This window comes from Kitasatospora cinereorecta, from assembly GCF_024172095.1.
Classification (GTDB): domain Bacteria; phylum Actinomycetota; class Actinomycetes; order Streptomycetales; family Streptomycetaceae; genus Kitasatospora; species Kitasatospora cinereorecta.
Map to the genome: position 1 here is coordinate 345,185 of NZ_JAMZDX010000003.1, position 19,455 is coordinate 364,639.

Consider the following 19,455-nt stretch of genomic DNA (forward strand, 5'->3'; position numbering starts at 1 on the left):
GTCCGTGAACGGCCGTGAACGGCCGTGAGGCCGGTCTCCCGAGTGTTCGGGAGACCGGCCTCACGGTTGTGCCGCGGTGGGATCAGACCGCCGGGTTCAGGTTCCAGACCTGAGCCCCGCTGCCGTTGCAGTCCCACAGCTGGAGCCGGGTGCCGTTGGTGGTCGTGGCACCGGGCAGGTCCACGCAGCGGCCGGAGACCGGGTTGAAGATCGACCCGTCCGCCCGGGGGATGAACTGCTGGGCGCCGTTGGTCGGCGTCCCCCAGCAGGTGTTCCACTGCAGCTGCGTGCCGTTGCCGGTGCCGGCGTTGACCGCGTCGAGGCAGCCGCCGAACGGCAGCTTGACGGTGCCGTCCGCCTGGAACGTCCACTGCTGGGCGGCGCTGCTGTTGCAGTCCCAGATCTGGACCGCGGTGCCCGGGGTGGCCACGCCACCGCTCTCGTCCATGCACTTGGCGGTGTTGGCCGCCAGGGCCACGGGGCCGCCGTTGCCGCCCGGGGCGGTCGCGTACGGGTAGACCGCGACGTCCGCGATGGCGCCCTTGAACGGGTTCTTGGCGGTGCCGCCGTTCCAGTACCGGCCGATGGCCAGCTTGCCCGTCGGGGCGGTGGTGCCGGTGTGCTTGCCGGTGGCGGCGAGCGCGCCGTTCACCCACAGGGACAGCTGGCCGGTGGTCGAGTCGTAGCTCGCGACCAGCTTGGTCCAGGCGCCCTGCTGCACCCGGGCCGCGGCGTTCTGCTTGGCGTCGGCGCCGCTCACCGCGGGCGAGGTGGCGTCGTAGCTCCACCCGGAGTCGGCCTTCGAGAGGCCGAAGCTCCAGGTCGGGGCGCCCGGCGTCCAGCTGCCCGGCCACAGCATGAAGTTGCTGGACTGGGCACCGTCCTGGCCGACCACCACGCCGTCGGCGTTGAGGTCGTCGACCCGCGCCCAGGCGCTGACGGTGAACGACTTCGTGGTGTCGACCTGGAGGTCCGAGGTCACCTGGCCCATGGCGCCGTTGTTGGCGTTGAAGACCGCGGCCTTGGTGGGCGCACCGCCCAGGTTGGCGTCGGTGAAGGTGACGTCGCCCGCGATCGTGCCGGTGTTCTTACCGGTCAGGTCGGCGGTGTGGGTGGTGTCGGTGGTGCTGACCGGACCGTTCAGCGGGTACCGGGCGAGCGGGCCGCGCGGGTCGCCGATGGTGGTGGAGCCACCGAGGCCGGTCACCACGCCCGGACGGTTGGTCGGGTCGCCGATGACGCCCTTGGCCAGGACGAGCTTGCCGCCCGAGTTCTGGGCGTACAGGTCCGCCACGCCGTCGCCGTCGAAGTCGCCCACCGAGCCGACGGTCGGGTAGGTGAGCGTGTCGAAGCCGGAACCGATGAGGGTGCCCTTGGTCGGGTCGGCCAGGGCGGTGTAGTCGGTGACACCGGCGGCGTTCTTGGTGATCGGGTAGGAGAAGATCTGCCCGGTCTTGCGGTCACGCGCCCACAGGGTGGCCTGCTTGGCGGTGTAGTTGGTCGAGCCGACCGTCCAGGCGCTGGTGCCGTTGGCCGGGCCGGGGCCGATCAGGTCGTACCCGTCACCGCCGACGGCGGCGTCCCACGGCAGGTTCGAGACCTGGGTCTCGGTCTTCTTCAGCAGCACGACGTTGTTCCCGCCCGGCGGGATCATCCAGAGCGCGCCCTTGATGACCACGGCCAGCGAGGTCCGGCTGAGCGGCGCGGAGGTGGTCTCACCGTCGGGGGTGCCGATGGCGAGGACCTGGCTCACCTGCGACCAGTCCATGCCGACGCCGGACGGGCAGTTGCCCGGGTTGCCCGGGGCCACCGGCGCACCGGCGGTGTCGACGCAGTTCGCCTGGCTCGGGGTCGCGCTCCCGCTCGGGTAGAACGGGGTCCGCTGGGTGTACGTGCCGTGGCCGTCGTTGATGTAGAGCAGCATCTGGGCCGCACCCGGCTGGTGCACGATCAGGTCGTCGACCGGGGTGCCGCCGCGCAGCGAGGCGCGGTGGGTGATCTGCAGGCCGTTCCAGTTGCTGATCGGCGAGGTCGCCGACGGGTCCGCGATGGCGCCCGCGTTCACCGGGTCGCTGATGTTCTGGACCACGCGCAGGTTGCCGGCCGGGTCCGGAACGGTGATGTCGGGCTTGCCGTCACCGGTCACGTCGCCGAAGACCGGGGAGCTGGCCGGGTTCCACGGCGCGTAGAAGCTGTAGGCGTACGGCTGGCTGTAGTTGCCGGCCTGGTCCTGGGCCTGGACGTACAGGATGTTGGTGCCCCAGGTGCCCGGGGTGTACTTGTACGTGGCGTTGCCCGAGCCGTCGGGGAGCACCACGCCGGCGTCGTTGCAGTGCCAGCCGGTGACCGGGGTCGAGCTGGTGCTGACCCGGAAGCAGGCGAGGCCCGAGGCGTTCAGACCGGGGCTCGGCGCCGGGTCGGTGCCGCCGAGGGTGAAGGTGCCCTCCTGGTTGGCGTACACCACCGGGTTGGCGGCGGCGGAGCCGGACGGCGGGAACTGCGCCGAGCTGACGCTCACGGTCGGCGGCGTGCGGTCGACCCGGAAGTAGCACCAGGTCGAGTCGGGCGAGCCGAGGCCGTTCCAGTACGGGTCGGCGTCGTACGCGTTGGACGTCCAGCCGAACTGGTGGCCGTCCTTCAGCGTGGCGAAGGGCACGTCCACCGTCGAGGCGGCGTTGTACGAGCCCTGCCACCCGGTCCGACCCGACCAGCCGTTGTTGCTGTCGTTGTCGTCCCACATCCGGAAGTTGGTCCACAGGCCCAGGCCTGCCGGGGACCAGCTGCTCGACGTCAGCGAGACGCTCTGGTTCGCACCGATCCACGCCGGGTTGTCCCACGGGTGCTGACCACCGGTGTTGCAGTCGTAGCCGGCCGGCTTGCCCTTGCCGTCGGAGTTGGCGAAGCCCGAACCCGGGCTGGTCCGCGGCCACCAGATGCTCGGCTGCAGGTCGTAGTTGGTGGTGATGTGCGGGTTGTTGGTGATGTGCTTGCGGTAGTACATGTTGTTCTCGTCGTCGGGCGCGATGCCGACGGTCCAGTTGGCCCACTTCCCCGACGCGGCCTGCTGCATCTGCGAGGTCACGTCGAAGCTGATCGGGCCGGTACCGGTGATCCAGGTGGAGCCGCCCACCTTGCCGCAGCCACCGAAGGTGCCACCGCCGTTGCACGGCTGGTTGTTCCAGGTGACGCCCGGACCGATGCCGCCGGTCCAGTACAGGCCGAGCGGCGTGCTGGTGCCGGGGCTGGAGGCGCCGTCCACGTTGGCGTACAGCGTGGAGCCGTACACGGTCGGCGCGGACGGGGCGCCGCCCGGCTGGGTGTAGATCGCCGGGTTGATGTTGATCGAGAAGTACGCCCGCTCACGGCCGTGGCCGGTGCAGTCGCTGTAGCCGCAGTAGCCGACGCCCAGCGAGGTCACCGAGTCGTAGTACGAGGTGCCCGCGTGGTACTCCTGCACCTGCGCCGAGTGCGCGGTGCCGCTGTCGGCGCTGATGCTCGGGTCGAGGTACCAGGGGCCGTCGCCCTTGCCGAAGGTGGCCGCGTCGGGCGTCAGGTCGATGCCCTGGTTGTCGGCCTTGATCCCGATGGGGGCCTCGTGCGCCCCGACACCGGCGCGCTCGGTGGTGGAGGCCTCCACCTCCGGACCGGCGTCGGCGGCGCTCGGCGCGGCAGCCGCCAGCGACTTGGCCTTCGGCGCGGCCGCCTTGGCCGGCTTCGAGGAGTCCCACTGCAGCGGGGTCGGCGCGTGCAGCCGGACCTTGCCGCTCTTGTCCTTGAGGGTGACGTTGCCGTCCGCGTCGGTCGCGACGTCCAGACCCTGGGTCTTCACCGGGAAGTGAAGGCTCTTCAGCTTCGGGTCGGCGGCCGCCGCGGCGGTCTTCACCACGATGACGTCCCGCCAGCCGCCGGTGGACAGCGCGGTGACCTGGAGGTCGACGTCGGGCAGGACGTTCGGGTAGGTCGCGGTGGCGCCGTTCATGGTCGGCGCGGGAAGCGCGAACGGGGCGGAGACGGCGAGCTTCTTGCCGTCCTCCGTGGTCAGCGTCGCCATCGGACCGGTGCCGCCGCCGGAGAGCGACAGACCCATCGAACCGACCGCCGGGCTGAGCGTGCCGTCCGCGTTCTTGCGCAGCGTGGCGTCGAGGTCGGCCCAGCCCTTGTCGCGCTTGGTGCGCACCGGGTGGGCGTTGTCGGTGGTGCTGGCCGTCCCGTCCGGGTTGATCAGGGTCAGCGAGGTCTCGGTGGTCATCGCGTCGACCACCACCGGCTTGCCGGTGGACTTGGCCTTGGCGCGCGCGTCCACAATACCCTGCTGAACGGCGGTCAGAGCCGGCTTGGCGCCGGCGGGAGAGCCGGCCGGAGTGCCCGAGGGGCCCGGTGCGGCGTAGGCAAAGGGAACGCTCAGCATTCCCAGGCCGAGAGCGCCGGTGACGGCGACGGCGACCAGACGGGCGTTACGCCCTCCCCCTCTGGCCGTTCGCCGACTATCGGCTGATACGGGTCTGAAGTTGGACATAGAAGTGCTTTCGATCCTCCCCGAAGTGTCCGCCAGATCGCGCGGACGTTCGAGGGAACGATGTAGGTCATTGACCTGGTAGTCAAGCCGGATTCGAACTGGCGAGGTTTGTCCCGACTTGCACACTGACGGATGGTCAAGACTTGGCAATAAAGGGCCGGTCGCCGTTCTCGTGATCATTCACTGCTCGGCCTGTCGCTAGGGTCTCTCCGGCGGCGACCCGATTCGTTCGCTGCACATCGACAAATCTCTGGGGAGACTTTGATGGGGGATTGGCGCATACGGCCGCCGGTCGGCCGGTTGCTTTGGGCCAGAAGGAGGCGATGGATGGGGCTCATTGGCCTTCTGTCGCTGGTGATGACGCTGCCTTCGGCCCCCTCGGCCGAGGCGCTCGCGGCCCGAAGGCCGCACGGAAAGGTTTGGACGCCGTCAAATTCTCCGACGGGCAGTCAGAAATCCGTCAAGGGAAAGAACTTGACGTCGGCCAAGCCGGTTTCTCCGGTCTATCCGGTACCGGCCGATTGGAAGCCGGCACCGGTATCGGAGCTCCCGACCGGTGAGGCGACCGTCGCGCTGGCGGACGGGAAGCCGGTGCAGGCCGGCAAGCTTCCCGTGAAGGTCGCCAAGGGCGAGCGCAGTCAGCTGAGTTCGGTCAAGGTCGAGGTGGCGGGCGGCGATCGGGGAAAGGCCGCGGGTGTGGCGGGTCCCGTGATCGCGCTGAGTGACGCGGATGCTGCGGCCGAAGGCCGTAGCGTCAGGGTCGCGCTCGATCTGAAGGCCCTTCAGGGGATCGGCTGGACCGACCGGACCCGGCTGGTGGAGCTGCCCTCGTGTGCCCTGACCACCCCCGAGCGTGGCGAGTGCCAGAAGCAGACCCCGGTTGCGTCGAGCGTCGACCCCAGGACCGGGGTACTGACGGCTGAGGTCGGTCTCGCGGGTAGCGACCGCACTGGTGCGGTCAAGGCGTCGGCATCGGACCGCGCCGGCGTCGTCCGTGCGTCGTTCGTGGAGACGGCGGTCCAGCCGGCCGCGACGGTGCTGGCCGCGACCACCTCTGCAGGTGGCGCCATGGGCGGTTACGCCGCTTCGCCGTTGTCGCCGTCCATGGCGTGGGGTGCCGGCTCGAACATCGGCAACTTCACGTACTCGTACCCGATCGAGACCCCGGCGTCGATCGCCGGAGCCGGCCCGGTCGTGTCCCTCCTCTATGATTCGTCGCTGGTGGACGGCAAGACGTCGGCGCAGAACGCGCAGGCGTCGTCGGTGGGTGAGGGCTGGGGCTACCAGCCGGGCTTCATCGAGCGGTCGTACCGTTCCTGCGACAAGGACGGCATCGCGGGCTCGGGCGACCAGTGCTGGGCCGGGCAGAACGCCAGCCTGAACCTGGGAGGCCACTCGGGCTCGCTGGTGCGGGACGACGGTACGGGCGTATGGCATCTCCAGAACGACGACGGTTCGAAGGTCGAGCAGCTCACGGGGGCCGCCAACGAGGCCAGGAACGGCGAGTACTGGCGGGTCACGACCTCGGACGGCGTGCAGTACTACTTCGGCCTGAACCACCTGCCGGGCGGCAGCCACGGCGACCCGGCGGCCAACTCGGTCGAGTACACGCCGGTCTACTCCCCCAACAGCGGAGACGACTGCTACGACTCGGCCAAGGGGAAGGCGTCGTTCTGCCAGGAGGGCTGGCGCTGGAACCTCGACTACGTCGTGGACCCGCACCAGAACCTGGTCACCTACAGCTACCAGCAGGAGACCAACTACTACAGCCGCGGCGGTGGCCAGAACGGCGGCAGCGGCACGCTGACCGCCTACGTCCGCGCGGCTGACGTCACGCAGATCGCCTACGGCCAGCGTCTCCCCGAGCAGGTCGCCGCGAACGGTGGCGTGAAGCCGGCGGCCAAGGTCGTGTTCACCACCGGTGAGCGCTGCGTCGCGTCCGGTCCGGTCACGTGCACCACCGCCCAGCGGACCACCGCCAACCAGGCGAACTGGCCGGACAGCCCGCTGGACCAGAACTGCGCCCAGTCCGGGACGTGCGCCAACTACGGGCCTTCGTTCTGGTCGCCGCTGATGCTGTCGAAGATCGAGACCCAGGTCCTGGTCGACGGCGCTTACCGCGGCGTGGACTCCTGGGAGTTCAAGCACACCTTCCCGGACCCGGGTGACGGCACCAAGCCCTCGTTGTGGCTGTCGTCGATCCTCCGGACCTCCACCAACGGCCAGTCGGCGGTCACGCTGCCCGCAGTGTCGTTCACCGCACGCGAGCTGGCGAACCGCGTGGACGGTCTGACCCCGGCGCAACCGGCGTTCTACCGCCCCCGGATCCAGCAGATCACCACCGAGACCGGCGGCCGGATCAATGTGGCCTACGCCGACCCCGAGTGCTCCCGCGTCAGTGGTCACATGCCGTCCTCCGAGGACAACAACTCGATGGCCTGCATGCCGGTCCACTGGTACCTGCCTGGGCAGTCCTCGCCCGACCCGGTCAACGACTGGTTCAACAAGTACCTGGTCAAGGCCGTGACCGAGCAGGACGCCGTCACCGGCACCACGCTGACCAAGTCCAGCGACTACTCCTACGGCGGCGGCGCGGCCTGGCACCGCAACGACAACGAGTTCACCGACCCCAAGGTCCGCACCTGGGACGACTTCCGCGGTTATCAGACCGTCACCACGACCACCGGAACGGGCAACTCCGGCGAGGCGCCGAAGACCCAGCAGACGACGACCTACCTCCGCGGAATGAACGGCGACCTCAAGTCCGACGGTTCCGCCCGTGCTGCCTCCGTGGCCTTCACTCCCTATCCGGGGGCGACCGCACAGACGCACGTCGACGACGGGTGGCTCGACGGCAAGGTCATGGGCAGCCAGCAGTTCGACCGGGCCGGTGGTGCGGTCGTCACAGCCACGTCGACCGTCACCGACGGCGCGGTGGTGACCGCCACCCACAAGCAGACGAACGGCATGCCCGACCTCGTCGCCCGATACGGCAGCACCAGCGCCACCAGCTCCGGTTGGGGCCACCTTGCCGACGGTTCCTGGCGGACCAGCTCCAGCGTTGCCACCTCGGACCCGAGCCACGCGAACCGGCCGCTGCGAGTCGACGACAAGGGCGACGGCACTGTGCCGGAGGTCTGCACGACCACGAGTTACGCGGCGGGCAGCAATCCGATGATGCTGCTGAAGATATCGGCCCAGCAGGCTGTGGCAGGCCCGTGCGGAACCTCGCCCGATGCCTCCAACACGGTCGAGGATGCCCGGACCTACTACGACGGCTCGGCGTTCGGTGTCGCCGGCGCGACCGGTGACCCGACCAGCACGCAGGTCCTCAACTCGTACGACGGGTCGGGCCATGCGCAGTACGCGACGATGACCACCTCGTCCTACGACACCTACGGTCGGGTCACCTCGGCAACGGGGCCCGATGGCGCCGCGACCTCGACGGCGTACAGCCCGTCCTCCGGTGCCATTCCGACGAAGATCACGCTCACCGGTCCGATGGGCGCGTCCTGGGCCACCAGCCAGACCTACGACCCGGGTCGCGGCCTGCCGCTCGTGGCCACGGACGCGAACGGACGGTCCAGCAGCCGGCAGTACGACGGGCTCGGCCGTCTGACCGCGGTGTGGCCCGCGGACCGCACGGGAACCCAGTCGCCGGCCTACAAGTTCTCCTACGCGATGAGTGGCACGTCGGCGGCGCCGACGGTCACCAGCCAGTGGCTCAACGAGGACGGCACCTACTCGACCAAGGTAGAGCTGTACGACGGCCTCGGCCGGCTGCGGCAGGTGCAGAGCACCCCGGCAACGGGAGGCTCCGGCCGGCTGGTGTCCGACACGGTGTACGACTCGCACGGCTGGGTTGTCAGGACGTCCTCGCCGTACTACGACGGTGCGAACCAGCCGGGCGGGACGGTCTTCGCCCCGCAGGACTCCCAGGTCCCCGGGCAGAGCTGGACCACCTACGACGGCATGGGACACGGGGTCGCGAGCACCTTCGTGTCCTACGGACAGCAGCAGTGGACGGCTACGGCCGCCTACCCCGGCGTGGACCGCGTGGATGCGGTTCCGGCCCAGGGCGGTACCCCGACCAGTACGTTCACGGACGCCCGTGGCCGCACTGTCCAGCTGTGGCAGTACCACACCGCCACGGCCACGGGGAATGCCGCTGATGCCGACGTCACCACATACGGGTACAACCTTGACGGCCTGCCGTCGAGCCGAACCGATTCCGCGGGCAACCGCTGGTCGTACGGCTATGACGTGAGGGGGCGCCAGGTGTCGGTCACCGATCCCGACACCGGCACCACCTCGACGTCCTACGACGTGAACTCCCGGGTCGCCGCGACCACCGATGCCAAGGGCGACACCCTCGCGTACGCCTACGACGTCCTCGGTCGCAAGACCGGCCTGTACAAGGGCAGCGTGGCGCCGGGCAATCAGCTGGCGGGCTGGGCCTACGACACCCTGCCGAACGGGAAGGGGCAGCCGACCTCTTCGACGCGCTACATCGGCGGTGCCTCGGGTGCGGCCTACACGCAGGCGGTCACCGGATACGACGACGCCTATCGGCCGCTCGGCATGACCGTGACGATTCCCGCCACGGAGGGCGCGCTCGCCGGAACCTACACGACGAGCAGCTCCTACACGCCGGTCCTCGGGTCCCTCGACCACGTCAACCTGCCTGCGATGGGCGGTCTGCCGGCCGAGGAGGTCGACTACCTCTATTCCAACACCGGTCTGTTGATCGCCTCCGGCGGCAACTCCACGCTCGTCACCGATGCCCAGTACGACGCGCTCGGTCGGCCGACGCGGACGACGGTGGGTGACTGGGGCACGCAGGTCGTCTCGACCCAGCAGTACGACTGGGCGACGGGACGACTGACCGGGTCGTTCCTGGACCGTCAGACAGGCTCCACCTCGCTCGACCAGATGAGCTACACCTACAACCCGGCCGGTCAGATCACCTCGGTGAAGGACGTGCAGAACGCCTCGTCGACCGATCAGCAGTGCTTCGGCTACGACTACCTGGGCCGGCTGACCCAGGCCTGGAGCGACACCGGAACCACGACTGCCAAGCCCGCGCCCTCCGTCCCGGGCGTCGGCACGTGTGCCAACGCGAACGGCCCCGCCACCGTCAACGGCAGGCCGAGCGTGGGAGGGCCGGCACCCTACTGGCAGAGCTACACGTACGACCTCACCGGTAACCGGACCTCCCTGGTGCAGCACGACACCACCGGTGACACCTCGAAGGACATCACCACGACCCAGGTCTTCGGCACGCCGAAGACGGCGAACACGGGCGACGGCAAGGGAGGCCCGCACGCCCTCCAGTCGACGTCGACGAAGTCCGCGAGCGGGACTGTCCTGACGACGTACCAGTACGACGCGATGGGCAACACCACGCGGGTCACCGACCCGAGTGGCAGCACCGGTCTGGCGTGGAACGGTGAGGACAAGCTCGACTCGCTGACCAAGCCGGGCCAGAACCCAGGCACGACGTACCTGTACGACGCGGACGGCAACCAGCTGATCCGCCGAGACCAGGGCAGGACGACGCTCAACCTGGGCATCGACGAGCTGACCCTCGACACGGCGTCCGGATCGTTGACCGATGTGCGCACCTACGGGGCGCCGGGTGGCATCAGCATCTCCCGTGTCACCACCGCCACGGGTGGGGGGAAGCTGGTCTACCAGGCGTCCGACCCGCACGCGACGAACAGCGTTCAGATCGACACCGACGCGGCCCAGACCGTCACCCGGCGCCCCACCGATCCGTTCGGCAACCCGCGCGGCACTCAGCCGGCTGGGGGGAGCTGGGCCGGTGACAAGGGCTTCGTCGGCGGCACCCTGGACGACTCAACCGGTCTCACCAATCTCGGAGCGCGGGAGTACGACCCGGTGCACGGGCGGTTCCTCAACCCGGACCCGATTCTCAACGCCGATCTGCCTCAGCAGTGGAACGGATATTCCTACAGCAACAACAACCCCGTGAATCTCAGCGATGCGAACGGCCTGCACCCGCTGGGGAAGTGCGACGGAACGTGTCAGGACGGAAGTCAGGACTTCTGGGAGGGAGGCCCCGACCACTGGCAGTACACCAATGTCGGAAAGGCCGACAGTGACGGAGTGAGCACGGTCCAGCACGTGGACTTCACGGAGCCCGACAATTCCTACGTTGTCCGCGTGAAGCGCATCAAGCCGGCTCCGCAGCACAAGCCGTCGACCCTGGAGAAGGCGAAGGAGAAGACGAAGTGGGGACTTCGCTTCACCGGTGCGCTCCTCAGTGACCCCAAGGCCTGGCTGTCGGGTGCCGAGACCGTCCTGGGCGCGGCCCTCACGCAGGCCGGTGGTGACGCCATTGCCGGTGGCGGCCTCATCTGCCTCTCGGGTGTGGGTTGCGTCGCCGGTGGCCCGGCGATGGCCGTGGGCGGTGTGGCCGTCGTGGGCGGCGCAGTCGTCACCGGCAAGGGTCTGAACGATTTCAACGACGCGGTCGGCACTGCCCTTCGGAAGGCCGACTCGGACTCGGGCGGCAGCGCTCCCAAGCTCGGCAACCGCGTCCGTCCGCCCCAGGAGGGCGACGTCGACTACATCGTTGATAACCCCGCGGACTGGTCCGACACCATCACCGACATCGACCGGATCAATGGCGGACGGCTCTGGGAGGAGAAGACCGCCACCGGCGAGAACCCGAACATGAAAATCCAGAAGTGGGTGGACAAGCACGTCACCACGAAGCTGGACTCCTACGTCCGGGCCCGCCAGTACATGAAGGGCTACGAACAGGCCCCGATCGGACTGGACTTCCAGGCTTCCGGTTCGACACCGGAATTCCGGGCTGCGGTCGAGAAGACCGTCGAGGGATGGCGCGGCAGCAACCCGAACGTCGACGTGGTGGTACGGTGGGCCGAGTGAGTTGTTACTTCCAGACAGGCGATCTGGATCTCTGGAATCCGTCGAACTCGGTTGCCCGGCTCTTTCTGGCCCAGGCGGGTGTGCTGGCGGAATTCGTCGGACTTCCGTCGGGACTCGCCGGGATCGTCGACGACGAGTGCGAGGTCGATCCGGAGGTCTTCGAACCTTTCGTTCGTGAACTGATCGACCGGCATGACGGATCGGTCCATCCGGTCCTTCGGGGCATGCTGGAGGGATTCATCATCCCGGCAGCGGTCATGGTCGAACGTGGAGGCGGGCGGATCCCCGTCTCCTGGTCCGACCGGACGGAGCGAGCCTCGGGGTCGATGACCCGGGGCTGACCAGGTGTCACGAGCAACGAGGAGCCCGCAGCACTCATGTGCTGCGGGCTTCTCCGCGTTCCGGAGCGGGAGGTGTGGACAGGTGTCCGAGCGCTGCTGCTAGCCTGCGCGCACACCCGGGCGACGGGTCACGGACAACCCCTCGCCGGGTCGGGGGAGCCAGGGAGACCTCGCGATGAGTACCGACACCAGGCCCAGACGTATCCCGGAGGCCGTCGAGACCGGCCGGGCCGCCCTGCGCCGGCACCGGGCGCCCTCCCGGCTGCGGGTGCCGCTGATCGTGGCCGCGATCTGCCAGCTGGTCTGGACGCTCTGGTGGCTGGCCGCGTACCCGGCGTTCCTCGGCCCCGACTCGGTGGCCGCGGTGGAGCGGGTGACCGGCGCCGGGACGTGGACGGCCGACCACGCCGCGGGCTACGACGCGCTCGTCCTGGTCGCGCTCCGGCTCACCGGCGGCGTGGCCGCGGTGACGCTGCTGCAGACGGTCGCCATGTCGGTGGCCCTGGCGTACGCGGTCTCCGCGCTCGCCCGGCTCGGCGCCCGGGCCCGCTGGACGGTGCCCGCGGCGGTCGCCCTGGCCGTGCTGCCGCCGACCGGGACGTTCGTGGTGTTCCTGTGGCGCGAAGTCCCGTTCGCCGTCTGCGCGGTGCTGCTGTTCGCCGCCTCGGCGCGGCTGCTGGCCCGCCGGGCCGAGGGCACCCTGGCGTCCGAGGGGCGGGGCCGGCGGATCGACCTGGTGGTGCTGTTCGTGGCGCTGGTCGGCCTGGGCGTGTTCCGGGTCGGCGGCTACGGCGTGGCGGCGGTGACCGCGCTGCTGCTGCTGTTCCTGCTGCCCGGGGTGCGGGGCCGGATCGTCCTGCTCACGGCCGCCGCGCTGGCCGTGCCGCTGCTGCTCAACCCGTGGGGCTACCAGGCGCTGCTGGGCCTTCCCCGGCCCGGCGCCGGCACCTCGGCCCACACCCTGGAGTACGCGGACGTGGCGGTCGCCTACCACCGCGACCCTGGCCTGTTCTCCGAGCGGGACCGCGCCGTCCTGGCCGAGGTCGCCCCGCTGAGCACCTGGGACACCGCGGGCGACCACTGCTTCTCCGCCGCCGCGCTGACCGGCGCGGGCACCGGCTGGGACGCGGACCGGGCCGGCGACCGCGGCGACGACCTGCTGGCGCTGTGGAAGCGGGTCGCGCTCCGGCAGCCGGACTCCCTGGTCGGTGCCCGGATCTGCCGCGGCCACCTCGCCTGGTCGGCGTTCTCCGGACCGGCCGCCCGCGACGGCGCCACCGTGGTGCCCGGTCCCGAGGCCTCCGCCGACCTGTTCGGCGCCACCGCGCCCGGCGGCGACCTGGAGGGCAGCCGCTGGGCCGCCGCGCTGCGGTCGCATCCGGTGGTGCACCAGCTGCGGACCGCGGCGGTCTGGCTCCACACCGCCTTCCGCGCCCCGCAGCTGGACTGGTTGTTCTGGCGCGGCGCCACCTGGTGCTACCTCGGCTACGGCGCTCTGCTGGTGTACGCCCGGCGGCGCCGGCTGCCGGCCGCCGTCCCGGTGCTCGGCGCGGTGCCGCTCGGCCTGCAGCTCACCGTGCTGGCGGCCGGCTCCGGCCCGGACTTCCGCGCCATGGCCGCCGCGCTGCTCATCGGGCCGCTGCTGCTCACGCTGGTCGGCGCGGGCCGCGCCCGTACCTGAACCCGCAGAACGCCCGAGGGCCCGTCCGGATCACTCCGGACGGGCCCTCGGGGAAACCGCAGGAACCGCAGGACTAGAAGCGACGCGTGACGAGCGCGCGCTTCACCTCCTGGATCGCCTTGGTGACCTCGATGCCGCGCGGGCAGGCCTCCGAGCAGTTGAAGGTGGTGCGGCAGCGCCACACGCCCTCACGGTCGTTGAGGATCTCCAGGCGCTGCTCGGCACCCTCGTCGCGCGAGTCGAAGATGAAGCGGTGCGCGTTGACGATCGCGGCCGGGCCGAAGTACTGGCCGTCGTTCCAGAACACCGGGCAGGACGACGTGCACGCGGCGCACAGGATGCACTTGGTGGTGTCGTCGAACCGCTCGCGGTCCTCCTGGGACTGCAGGCGCTCACGGGTCGGCTCGTTCCCCTTGGTGATGAGGAACGGCATGACGTCCTTGTACGCCTGGAAGAACGGGTCCATGTCCACGATCAGGTCCTTGAGGACCGCGAGACCCTTGATGGCCTCGATCGTGATCGGCTTCTCCGGGTTGACGTCCTTGACCAGGGTCTTGCACGCCAGCCGGTTGCGGCCGTTGATCCGCATGGCGTCCGAGCCGCAGATGCCGTGGGCGCACGAGCGGCGGTACGTCAGGGTGCCGTCCTGCTCCCACTTGATCTTGTTGAGCGCGTCCAGGACGCGCTCCTTCGGGTCCATCAGCAGCTGGTAGTCCACCCACACCGGCTCCGGGTGCTCCTCCGGGTTGAACCGGCGGATCCGGAAGGTGACGTTGATCAGCTCGGTGGAGCCCGACTCGGCAGCGTCCAGGGCGGCCGAGTGCTCGACAGTCGGGGTGCTCATCAGTACTTACGCTCCATCGGCTGGTAGCGGGTCTGCACGACCGGCTTGTAGTCGAGGCGGATGGAGGTGGAGCCGTCGGCCGCGACCTCCTGGTACGCCATGGTGTGCTGCATGAACTTCACGTCGTCGCGGGTCGGGAAGTCCTCGCGGTAGTGACCGCCGCGGGACTCCTCACGGGCCAGCGCGGAGACGACCAGCACCTCGGCCAGGTCGAGCAGGTTGCCCAGCTCGATGGCCTCCAGCAGGTCCGTGTTGTAGCGCATGCCCTTGTCCTGGATCGCCACGTTCTGGTAGCGCTCCTTGAGGGCCTGCACGTCGGCGACGGCCTGCTCCAGGGTCTTGCCGGTACGGTACACGGACGCGTTGGTGTCCATGGACTCCTGCAGCTCCTTGCGGATCTGCGCGACCGACTCGGTGCCGGTCGACTCGCGGAGCAGGTCCACCATCGCCTGCACCTTGGCGCCCGGGTCGGCCGGGAGCTCGACGAACTCGGCCGTGTCGGCGTACGCGGCGGCGGCGATGCCCGCGCGGCGGCCGAACACGTTGATGTCCAGCAGCGAGTTGGTGCCCAGGCGGTTGGCGCCGTGCACCGACACGCACGCGACCTCGCCGGCGGCGTACAGGCCGGGGACGATGTCGGTGTTGTTCTTCAGGACCTCACCCTCGACGTTGGTCGGGATGCCGCCCATCGCGTAGTGCGCGGTGGGCTGGATCGGGATCGGGTCCGTGTAGGGCTCGATGCCGAGGTAGGTCCGGGCGAACTCGGTGATGTCCGGGAGCTTGGCGTCCAGCTGCTCCGGCGGCAGGTGGGTCAGGTCCAGGTAGACGTGGTCGCCCTCGGGGCCGCAGCCGCGGCCGGCCCGGATCTCCGAGTAGATCGCGCGCGAGCAGACGTCACGGGACGCGAGGTCCTTCATGACGGGGGCGTAGCGCTCCATGAAGCGCTCGCCGTCCTTGTTGCGCAGGATGCCGCCCTCACCGCGGGCGCCCTCGGTGAGCAGGATGCCCATGCGCCAGATGCCCGTCGGGTGGAACTGGAAGAACTCCATGTCCTCCAGCGGCAGGCCGCGGCGCAGCGCCACCGCCTGGCCGTCACCGGTCAGGGTGTGGGCGTTCGAGGTGACCTTGAACATCTTGCCGGTGCCGCCGGAGGCGAACACGACGGCCTTGGCCTGGAAGACGTGGATCTCGCCGGTGGCCAGCTCGTACGCGACCACACCGGCGGTCTTGCCGTCGTTGATCAGCAGGTCGAGGACGTAGAACTCGTTGAAGAACTCGACGCCGTGCTTGACGCAGTTCTGGAACAGCGTCTGGAGGATCATGTGGCCGGTGCGGTCCGCCGCGTAGCAGGACCGGCGGACCGGCGCCTCACCGTGGTTGCGGGAGTGGCCGCCGAAGCGGCGCTGGTCGATCCGGCCCTGGTCGGTCCGGGAGAAGGGGAGACCCATCTTCTCCAGGTCGAGGACGGCGTCGATGGCCTCCTTGCACATGATCTCGGCGGCGTCCTGGTCGACCAGGTAGTCACCACCCTTGACCGTGTCGAAGGTGTGCCACTCCCAGTTGTCCTCCTCGACGTTGGCGAGGGCGGCGCACATGCCGCCCTGGGCCGCGCCGGTGTGGGACCGGGTGGGGTAGAGCTTGGTCAGCACCGCGGTGCGGCTGCGCTGCGTCGACTCGATGGCCGCGCGCATGCCGGCGCCGCCGGCGCCGACGATGACGGTGTCGTACTGGTGAATCTGCATGGTGGTCAGTCGCCTCTGGCTCGTCAGATGTTCGGGTCGAAGGTGAAGATCACCAGGGTGCCGAGCAGGACCGTGAAGACGGTCGCGACAGCCAGGAGGCCCTTCAGCCACAGACGAGTGGAGTCCTTCTCCGCGTAGTCGGTGATGACCGTACGCATGCCGTTGGCGCCGTGCAGCATCGCCAGCCACAGCATCAGCAGGTCCCAGACCTGCCAGAACGGGGACGCCCAGCGGCCGGCGACGAAGGCGAAGCTCACCTTGGACACGCCGCCGTCGAGCATCAGGTTGATCAGCAGGTGGCCGAGGACGAGCACCACCAGGACGACACCCGACAGGCGCATGAACAGCCAGGCGAGCATCTCGAAGTTGGTACGGGTGCGGCGCGGGGTCTTCACGGACCGCGAGCGGGCCGGCTCGACCACGAAGGCGTCGGCCGGGTTGCCGGTGCCGAGGCCCTGGCCGGTGTGCGCCTGGAGGGAGGGGACCACCAGGTCCTTGATCTCACTGGACATGCGGATCAGCCCCCGAACCAGGTGCGAAGGGTGTGCTGCAGAACCGGGTAGAAGGCGCCGGCCATCAGGACGACCCAGACGCCGACGACGCTCCAGAGCATCTGCTTCTGGTACTTCGGGCCCTTGGACCAGAAGTCGACGGCCACGACCCGCAGGCCGTTCAGCGCGTGGAACAGGATGGCGGCGGTGAGGCCGTACTCCATCACGTTCACGAGCGGCGTCTTGTACGTCGCAATGACGGAGTCGTACGCCTCGGGCGACACCCGCACCAGCGCGGTGTCGAGGACATGTGCGAACAGGAAGAAGAAGATGAGGACGCCGGTGACTCGGTGAGCCACCCAGCTCCACATGCCTTCCCGGCCGCGGTACAGCGTTCCAGCCGGCACGGAAAACCCTCCGGAAGCGGATTGGGGGCTCGGCCGGCTTCGGTGTCGGTCAGCCCGGCCGGGTACGGTCCACCGGCCGCGAGCATCCTATCGACGCCGCGTCGGCAACCGCCTCCGGGGGCCCCAGGTGTGATCAATCAGGCACGCACGGCCTAACGGATCCGGGAACCGTCACGCTTCGTGACGAGACGATTGCGTTAGGGTGCGCGCACCCCCTGGTGATTGGACGGTGTGCCGTGACCTTCTCCCGTGCCCTGCTCGGCTGCGCCCTGCTCGCGCTGCTCACCGGCTGCGCCGGCGCCGGACCCGCGGGCGGCAGCTCGGGCGACACCGCCGCTCCGGGCCGTGAGCTGGACGCCGACGGGCTGCGCGCGGCCGCTCTCACCGACGCGGACCTCGGCCCCGGCTGGGCCGTCACCCTGATGAACCCGGGCCGCAACGACACCACCCCGGTGCGCGAGCTCGCCGACACCCCGGCCTGCCAGCCGGTGCTGGACGCGGTCGCGCCGGGGGCCAGCAGCGCCGGTCCGCTCGCCGAGGCGGACCTGGACGTGGCCCGGGCCGACGACGGCCGGCGCAGCGTCTACGCGGGGCTGCTGGCCTTCCGGCCGGGGCGGGCCGAGCAGATCCAGGGGGAGCTGGAGAAGCTGATCGCCACCTGCGCCACCTTCACCTCGGGCCCGCCGAAAGGGGTGAGGACCACGCACCGGCTGGCCCGGGTCGACACGCCCACTCCCGGGGGAGCGGATGCGGCCACCGCGTTCACCCTGACGAATGAATCGGGCGGGACGGTGCTGGTCCAGCGGGCGCTGATGGCCCGCGCCGGCACGGTGCTCGCCGTGTTCACCACGGTGGGTTCGGACCGGGATCCGGCACCCGAGCCGGACGCCCAGGTGGTGAGGGCCCAGCTCGGCAAGCTCGCCGGGAAGTGAGCCGGAAGTCGAGAAGGGAACGCGGCCGGGAAGTCGGCCGGGCCGCGGCCGTCCGGGCGGATCAGCGCCCGGCGGCCGCGGCGTGGGTCGCCACCAGGTGCTCCAGCCGGGTCAGCGCGATCCGGCGGAGCTCCTCGGCGGCGATCAGCCGCTCCTCGTCCCGGTCGTTGGCCAGCCGGGTGCGGATCGAGCTGAGCACCGTGTCGAGCATCTCCTCCGGGTCCACGCCCTCCAGGCACACCACGAAGACGTGGCCGAACCGGGCCTCGTACGCGGCGTGGGCGGCGCGCAGCGCGGTGTGCGCCGCCTGGCTGCCGGGTGCGCGCATGCCGAGCAGCGGCTGAGGCATCCAGCTCTCGTCCGCCAGCGCCTCGGCGAGGTCGGCCGGGCGCAGGTCGTAGGAGGCCTCGCTGGCCGCGGCGAGCAGGGACTCTATGTCGGGGTAGGGGCGGTGGGCGGTGAGCCGCAGGGCCCACCGGTGGCTACCGCAGCAGGCGAGCAGGGCCTCCTCGGCGGCGCCGGAGTCGGCCTCGTTGAAGCGGTGAAGCCCGAGCAGGGACGGATCCGTCCGCGCGTCCGGACGCTGCGGCGGGATGTCGCTGGCCAGCGGGTCCTCCTCGTGAGGGCGGGAAGGGGGGATGCTCCAGAGACGAAAGTAGGTGCTGAGCGGTTGCGCGACGTACCGAGGCGCGGGCACCCGTCCAGGGCTGCCCGGGCAGCGGCACCACGGTAGTTGAGGGCTCATCAGTTGGGGAGGAGGCAGGCGGAATTCACCCGTACGAGCTATCAAGTTGTGACCCGCCGCCTCCCGCCGTTCACACGGAGCGGCTCACTGCTCGCGGTGCACCTTGTGGTTGGCGGCCTGCGCGCGCGGGCGGACCACCAGCAGGTCGATGTTGACGTGGGACGGCCGGGTGACCGCCCAGGAGACGGTGTCGGCGATGTCCTCGGAGGTCAGCGGCTCGGCCACGCCCGCGTACACCGCCGCCGCCTTGTCCTCGTCGCCGCGGAACCGGGTCACCGCGAAGCCCTCCGACTTCACCATGCCCGGGGCGATCTCGATCACCCGGATCGGATCCCCGCACAGCTCCAGGCGCAGCGTCGCCGCGATGGTGTGCGCCGCGTGCTTGGCCGCCACGTAGCCGCCGCCGCCCTCGTACGCCGCCAGCGCCGCGGTGGAGGACATCACCAGCACCGTGCCGTCCCCGGTGGCCCGCAGCGCCGGCAGCAGCGCCTGGGTCACGTGCAGCACGCCGAGCACGTTCACCTCGTACATGGTGCGCCAGTCCGCCGGGTCGCCGGCCTCCACGCTCTCCGCGCCGATCGCGCCGCCGGCGTTGTTGACCAGCACGTCGACCCGGCCGACCTGCGCGGCGAAGGCGTCCACCGCGGCCCGGTCGGTCACGTCCAGGGTGTACGCCCGGCCGCCGATCTCCTTGGCCAGCGCCTCGATCCGCTCGGTCCGGCGGGCGGTCACCACCACCTCGAAGCCGTCCGCCGCCAGCCGCCGCGCGGTCGCCGCGCCGATGCCGCTGCTGGCGCCGGTGACCACCGCCACCTTCTGCTCGCTCATGTGCACATCC

The 19,455-nt window shown here is 70.2% G+C and carries 11 protein-coding genes; 4 read left to right on the top strand and 7 right to left on the bottom strand.

What is annotated here, in order from left to right; translation table 11 throughout:
- Positions 1-82: 82 nt before the first annotated feature.
- Positions 83-4,303, bottom strand: coding sequence for a ricin-type beta-trefoil lectin domain protein (locus FHR36_RS39915; RefSeq protein WP_308199351.1), 4,221 nt, complete (start codon positions 4,301-4,303; stop codon positions 83-85).
- A 477-nt stretch (positions 4,304-4,780) separates the two neighbouring features.
- Here FHR36_RS39915 and FHR36_RS15210 point away from each other — a divergent pair, with 477 nt between their 5' ends.
- The 3 genes from FHR36_RS15210 (at position 4,781) to FHR36_RS15220 (ending at position 13,456) form a co-directional block, all read left to right on the top strand.
- Positions 4,781-11,434, top strand: a complete 6,654-nt coding sequence (locus FHR36_RS15210; protein WP_253797559.1) for an RHS repeat domain-containing protein — start codon at positions 4,781-4,783, stop codon at positions 11,432-11,434.
- Positions 11,431-11,775 (top strand): DUF6086 family protein, encoded by a 345-nt coding sequence (locus FHR36_RS15215; protein ID WP_253797561.1) that lies wholly within the window; start codon positions 11,431-11,433, stop codon positions 11,773-11,775. The genes FHR36_RS15210 and FHR36_RS15215 overlap by 4 nt, the downstream gene beginning before the upstream one ends.
- A gap of 175 nt (positions 11,776-11,950) precedes the next feature.
- Positions 11,951-13,456: a DUF6020 family protein gene (locus FHR36_RS15220; RefSeq protein WP_253797563.1), complete on the top strand. Its 1,506-nt coding sequence runs from the start codon at positions 11,951-11,953 to the stop codon at positions 13,454-13,456.
- 73 nt (positions 13,457-13,529) lie between these two features.
- Here FHR36_RS15220 and FHR36_RS15225 read toward each other — a convergent pair whose 3' ends face one another.
- Genes FHR36_RS15225 through sdhC form a run of 4 tightly spaced genes read right to left on the bottom strand, consistent with a single transcriptional unit; the run spans position 13,530 to position 16,940 of the window.
- Entirely contained in the window at positions 13,530-14,300 is a 771-nt protein-coding gene (locus tag FHR36_RS15225; protein WP_253797571.1) for a succinate dehydrogenase iron-sulfur subunit, read from the bottom strand.
- Positions 14,300-16,042, bottom strand: coding sequence for a succinate dehydrogenase flavoprotein subunit (gene sdhA, locus FHR36_RS15230; protein WP_253797586.1), 1,743 nt, complete (start codon positions 16,040-16,042; stop codon positions 14,300-14,302). Before sdhA ends, FHR36_RS15225 begins: the two co-directional genes overlap by 1 nt.
- Before the next feature lie 23 nt (positions 16,043-16,065).
- Positions 16,066-16,554, bottom strand: a complete 489-nt coding sequence (gene sdhD / locus FHR36_RS15235) for a succinate dehydrogenase, hydrophobic membrane anchor protein (RefSeq protein WP_253797594.1) — start codon at positions 16,552-16,554, stop codon at positions 16,066-16,068.
- Positions 16,555-16,559: 5 nt separating this feature from the next.
- Complete coding sequence (gene sdhC / locus FHR36_RS15240; protein ID WP_253797596.1) at positions 16,560-16,940, bottom strand: succinate dehydrogenase, cytochrome b556 subunit; 381 nt, start codon at positions 16,938-16,940, stop codon at positions 16,560-16,562.
- 236 nt (positions 16,941-17,176) lie between these two features.
- Between sdhC and FHR36_RS15245 the strand changes: the two genes are divergently transcribed.
- Positions 17,177-17,872, top strand: coding sequence for a hypothetical protein (locus FHR36_RS15245; protein ID WP_253797606.1), 696 nt, complete (start codon positions 17,177-17,179; stop codon positions 17,870-17,872).
- Between the two features lie 61 nt (positions 17,873-17,933).
- On the opposite strand, the gene FHR36_RS15250 is transcribed toward FHR36_RS15245, so the two are convergent.
- Both FHR36_RS15250 and FHR36_RS15255 read right to left on the bottom strand, forming a co-directional pair.
- A complete protein-coding gene (locus FHR36_RS15250) occupies positions 17,934-18,467 on the bottom strand; it encodes a 2-oxo-4-hydroxy-4-carboxy-5-ureidoimidazoline decarboxylase (protein ID WP_380232130.1) in 534 nt (177 codons plus the stop codon).
- Positions 18,468-18,701: 234 nt separating this feature from the next.
- Positions 18,702-19,445 (bottom strand): SDR family oxidoreductase, encoded by a 744-nt coding sequence (locus FHR36_RS15255; protein WP_253797615.1) that lies wholly within the window; start codon positions 19,443-19,445, stop codon positions 18,702-18,704.
- Positions 19,446-19,455 lie beyond the last annotated feature (10 nt).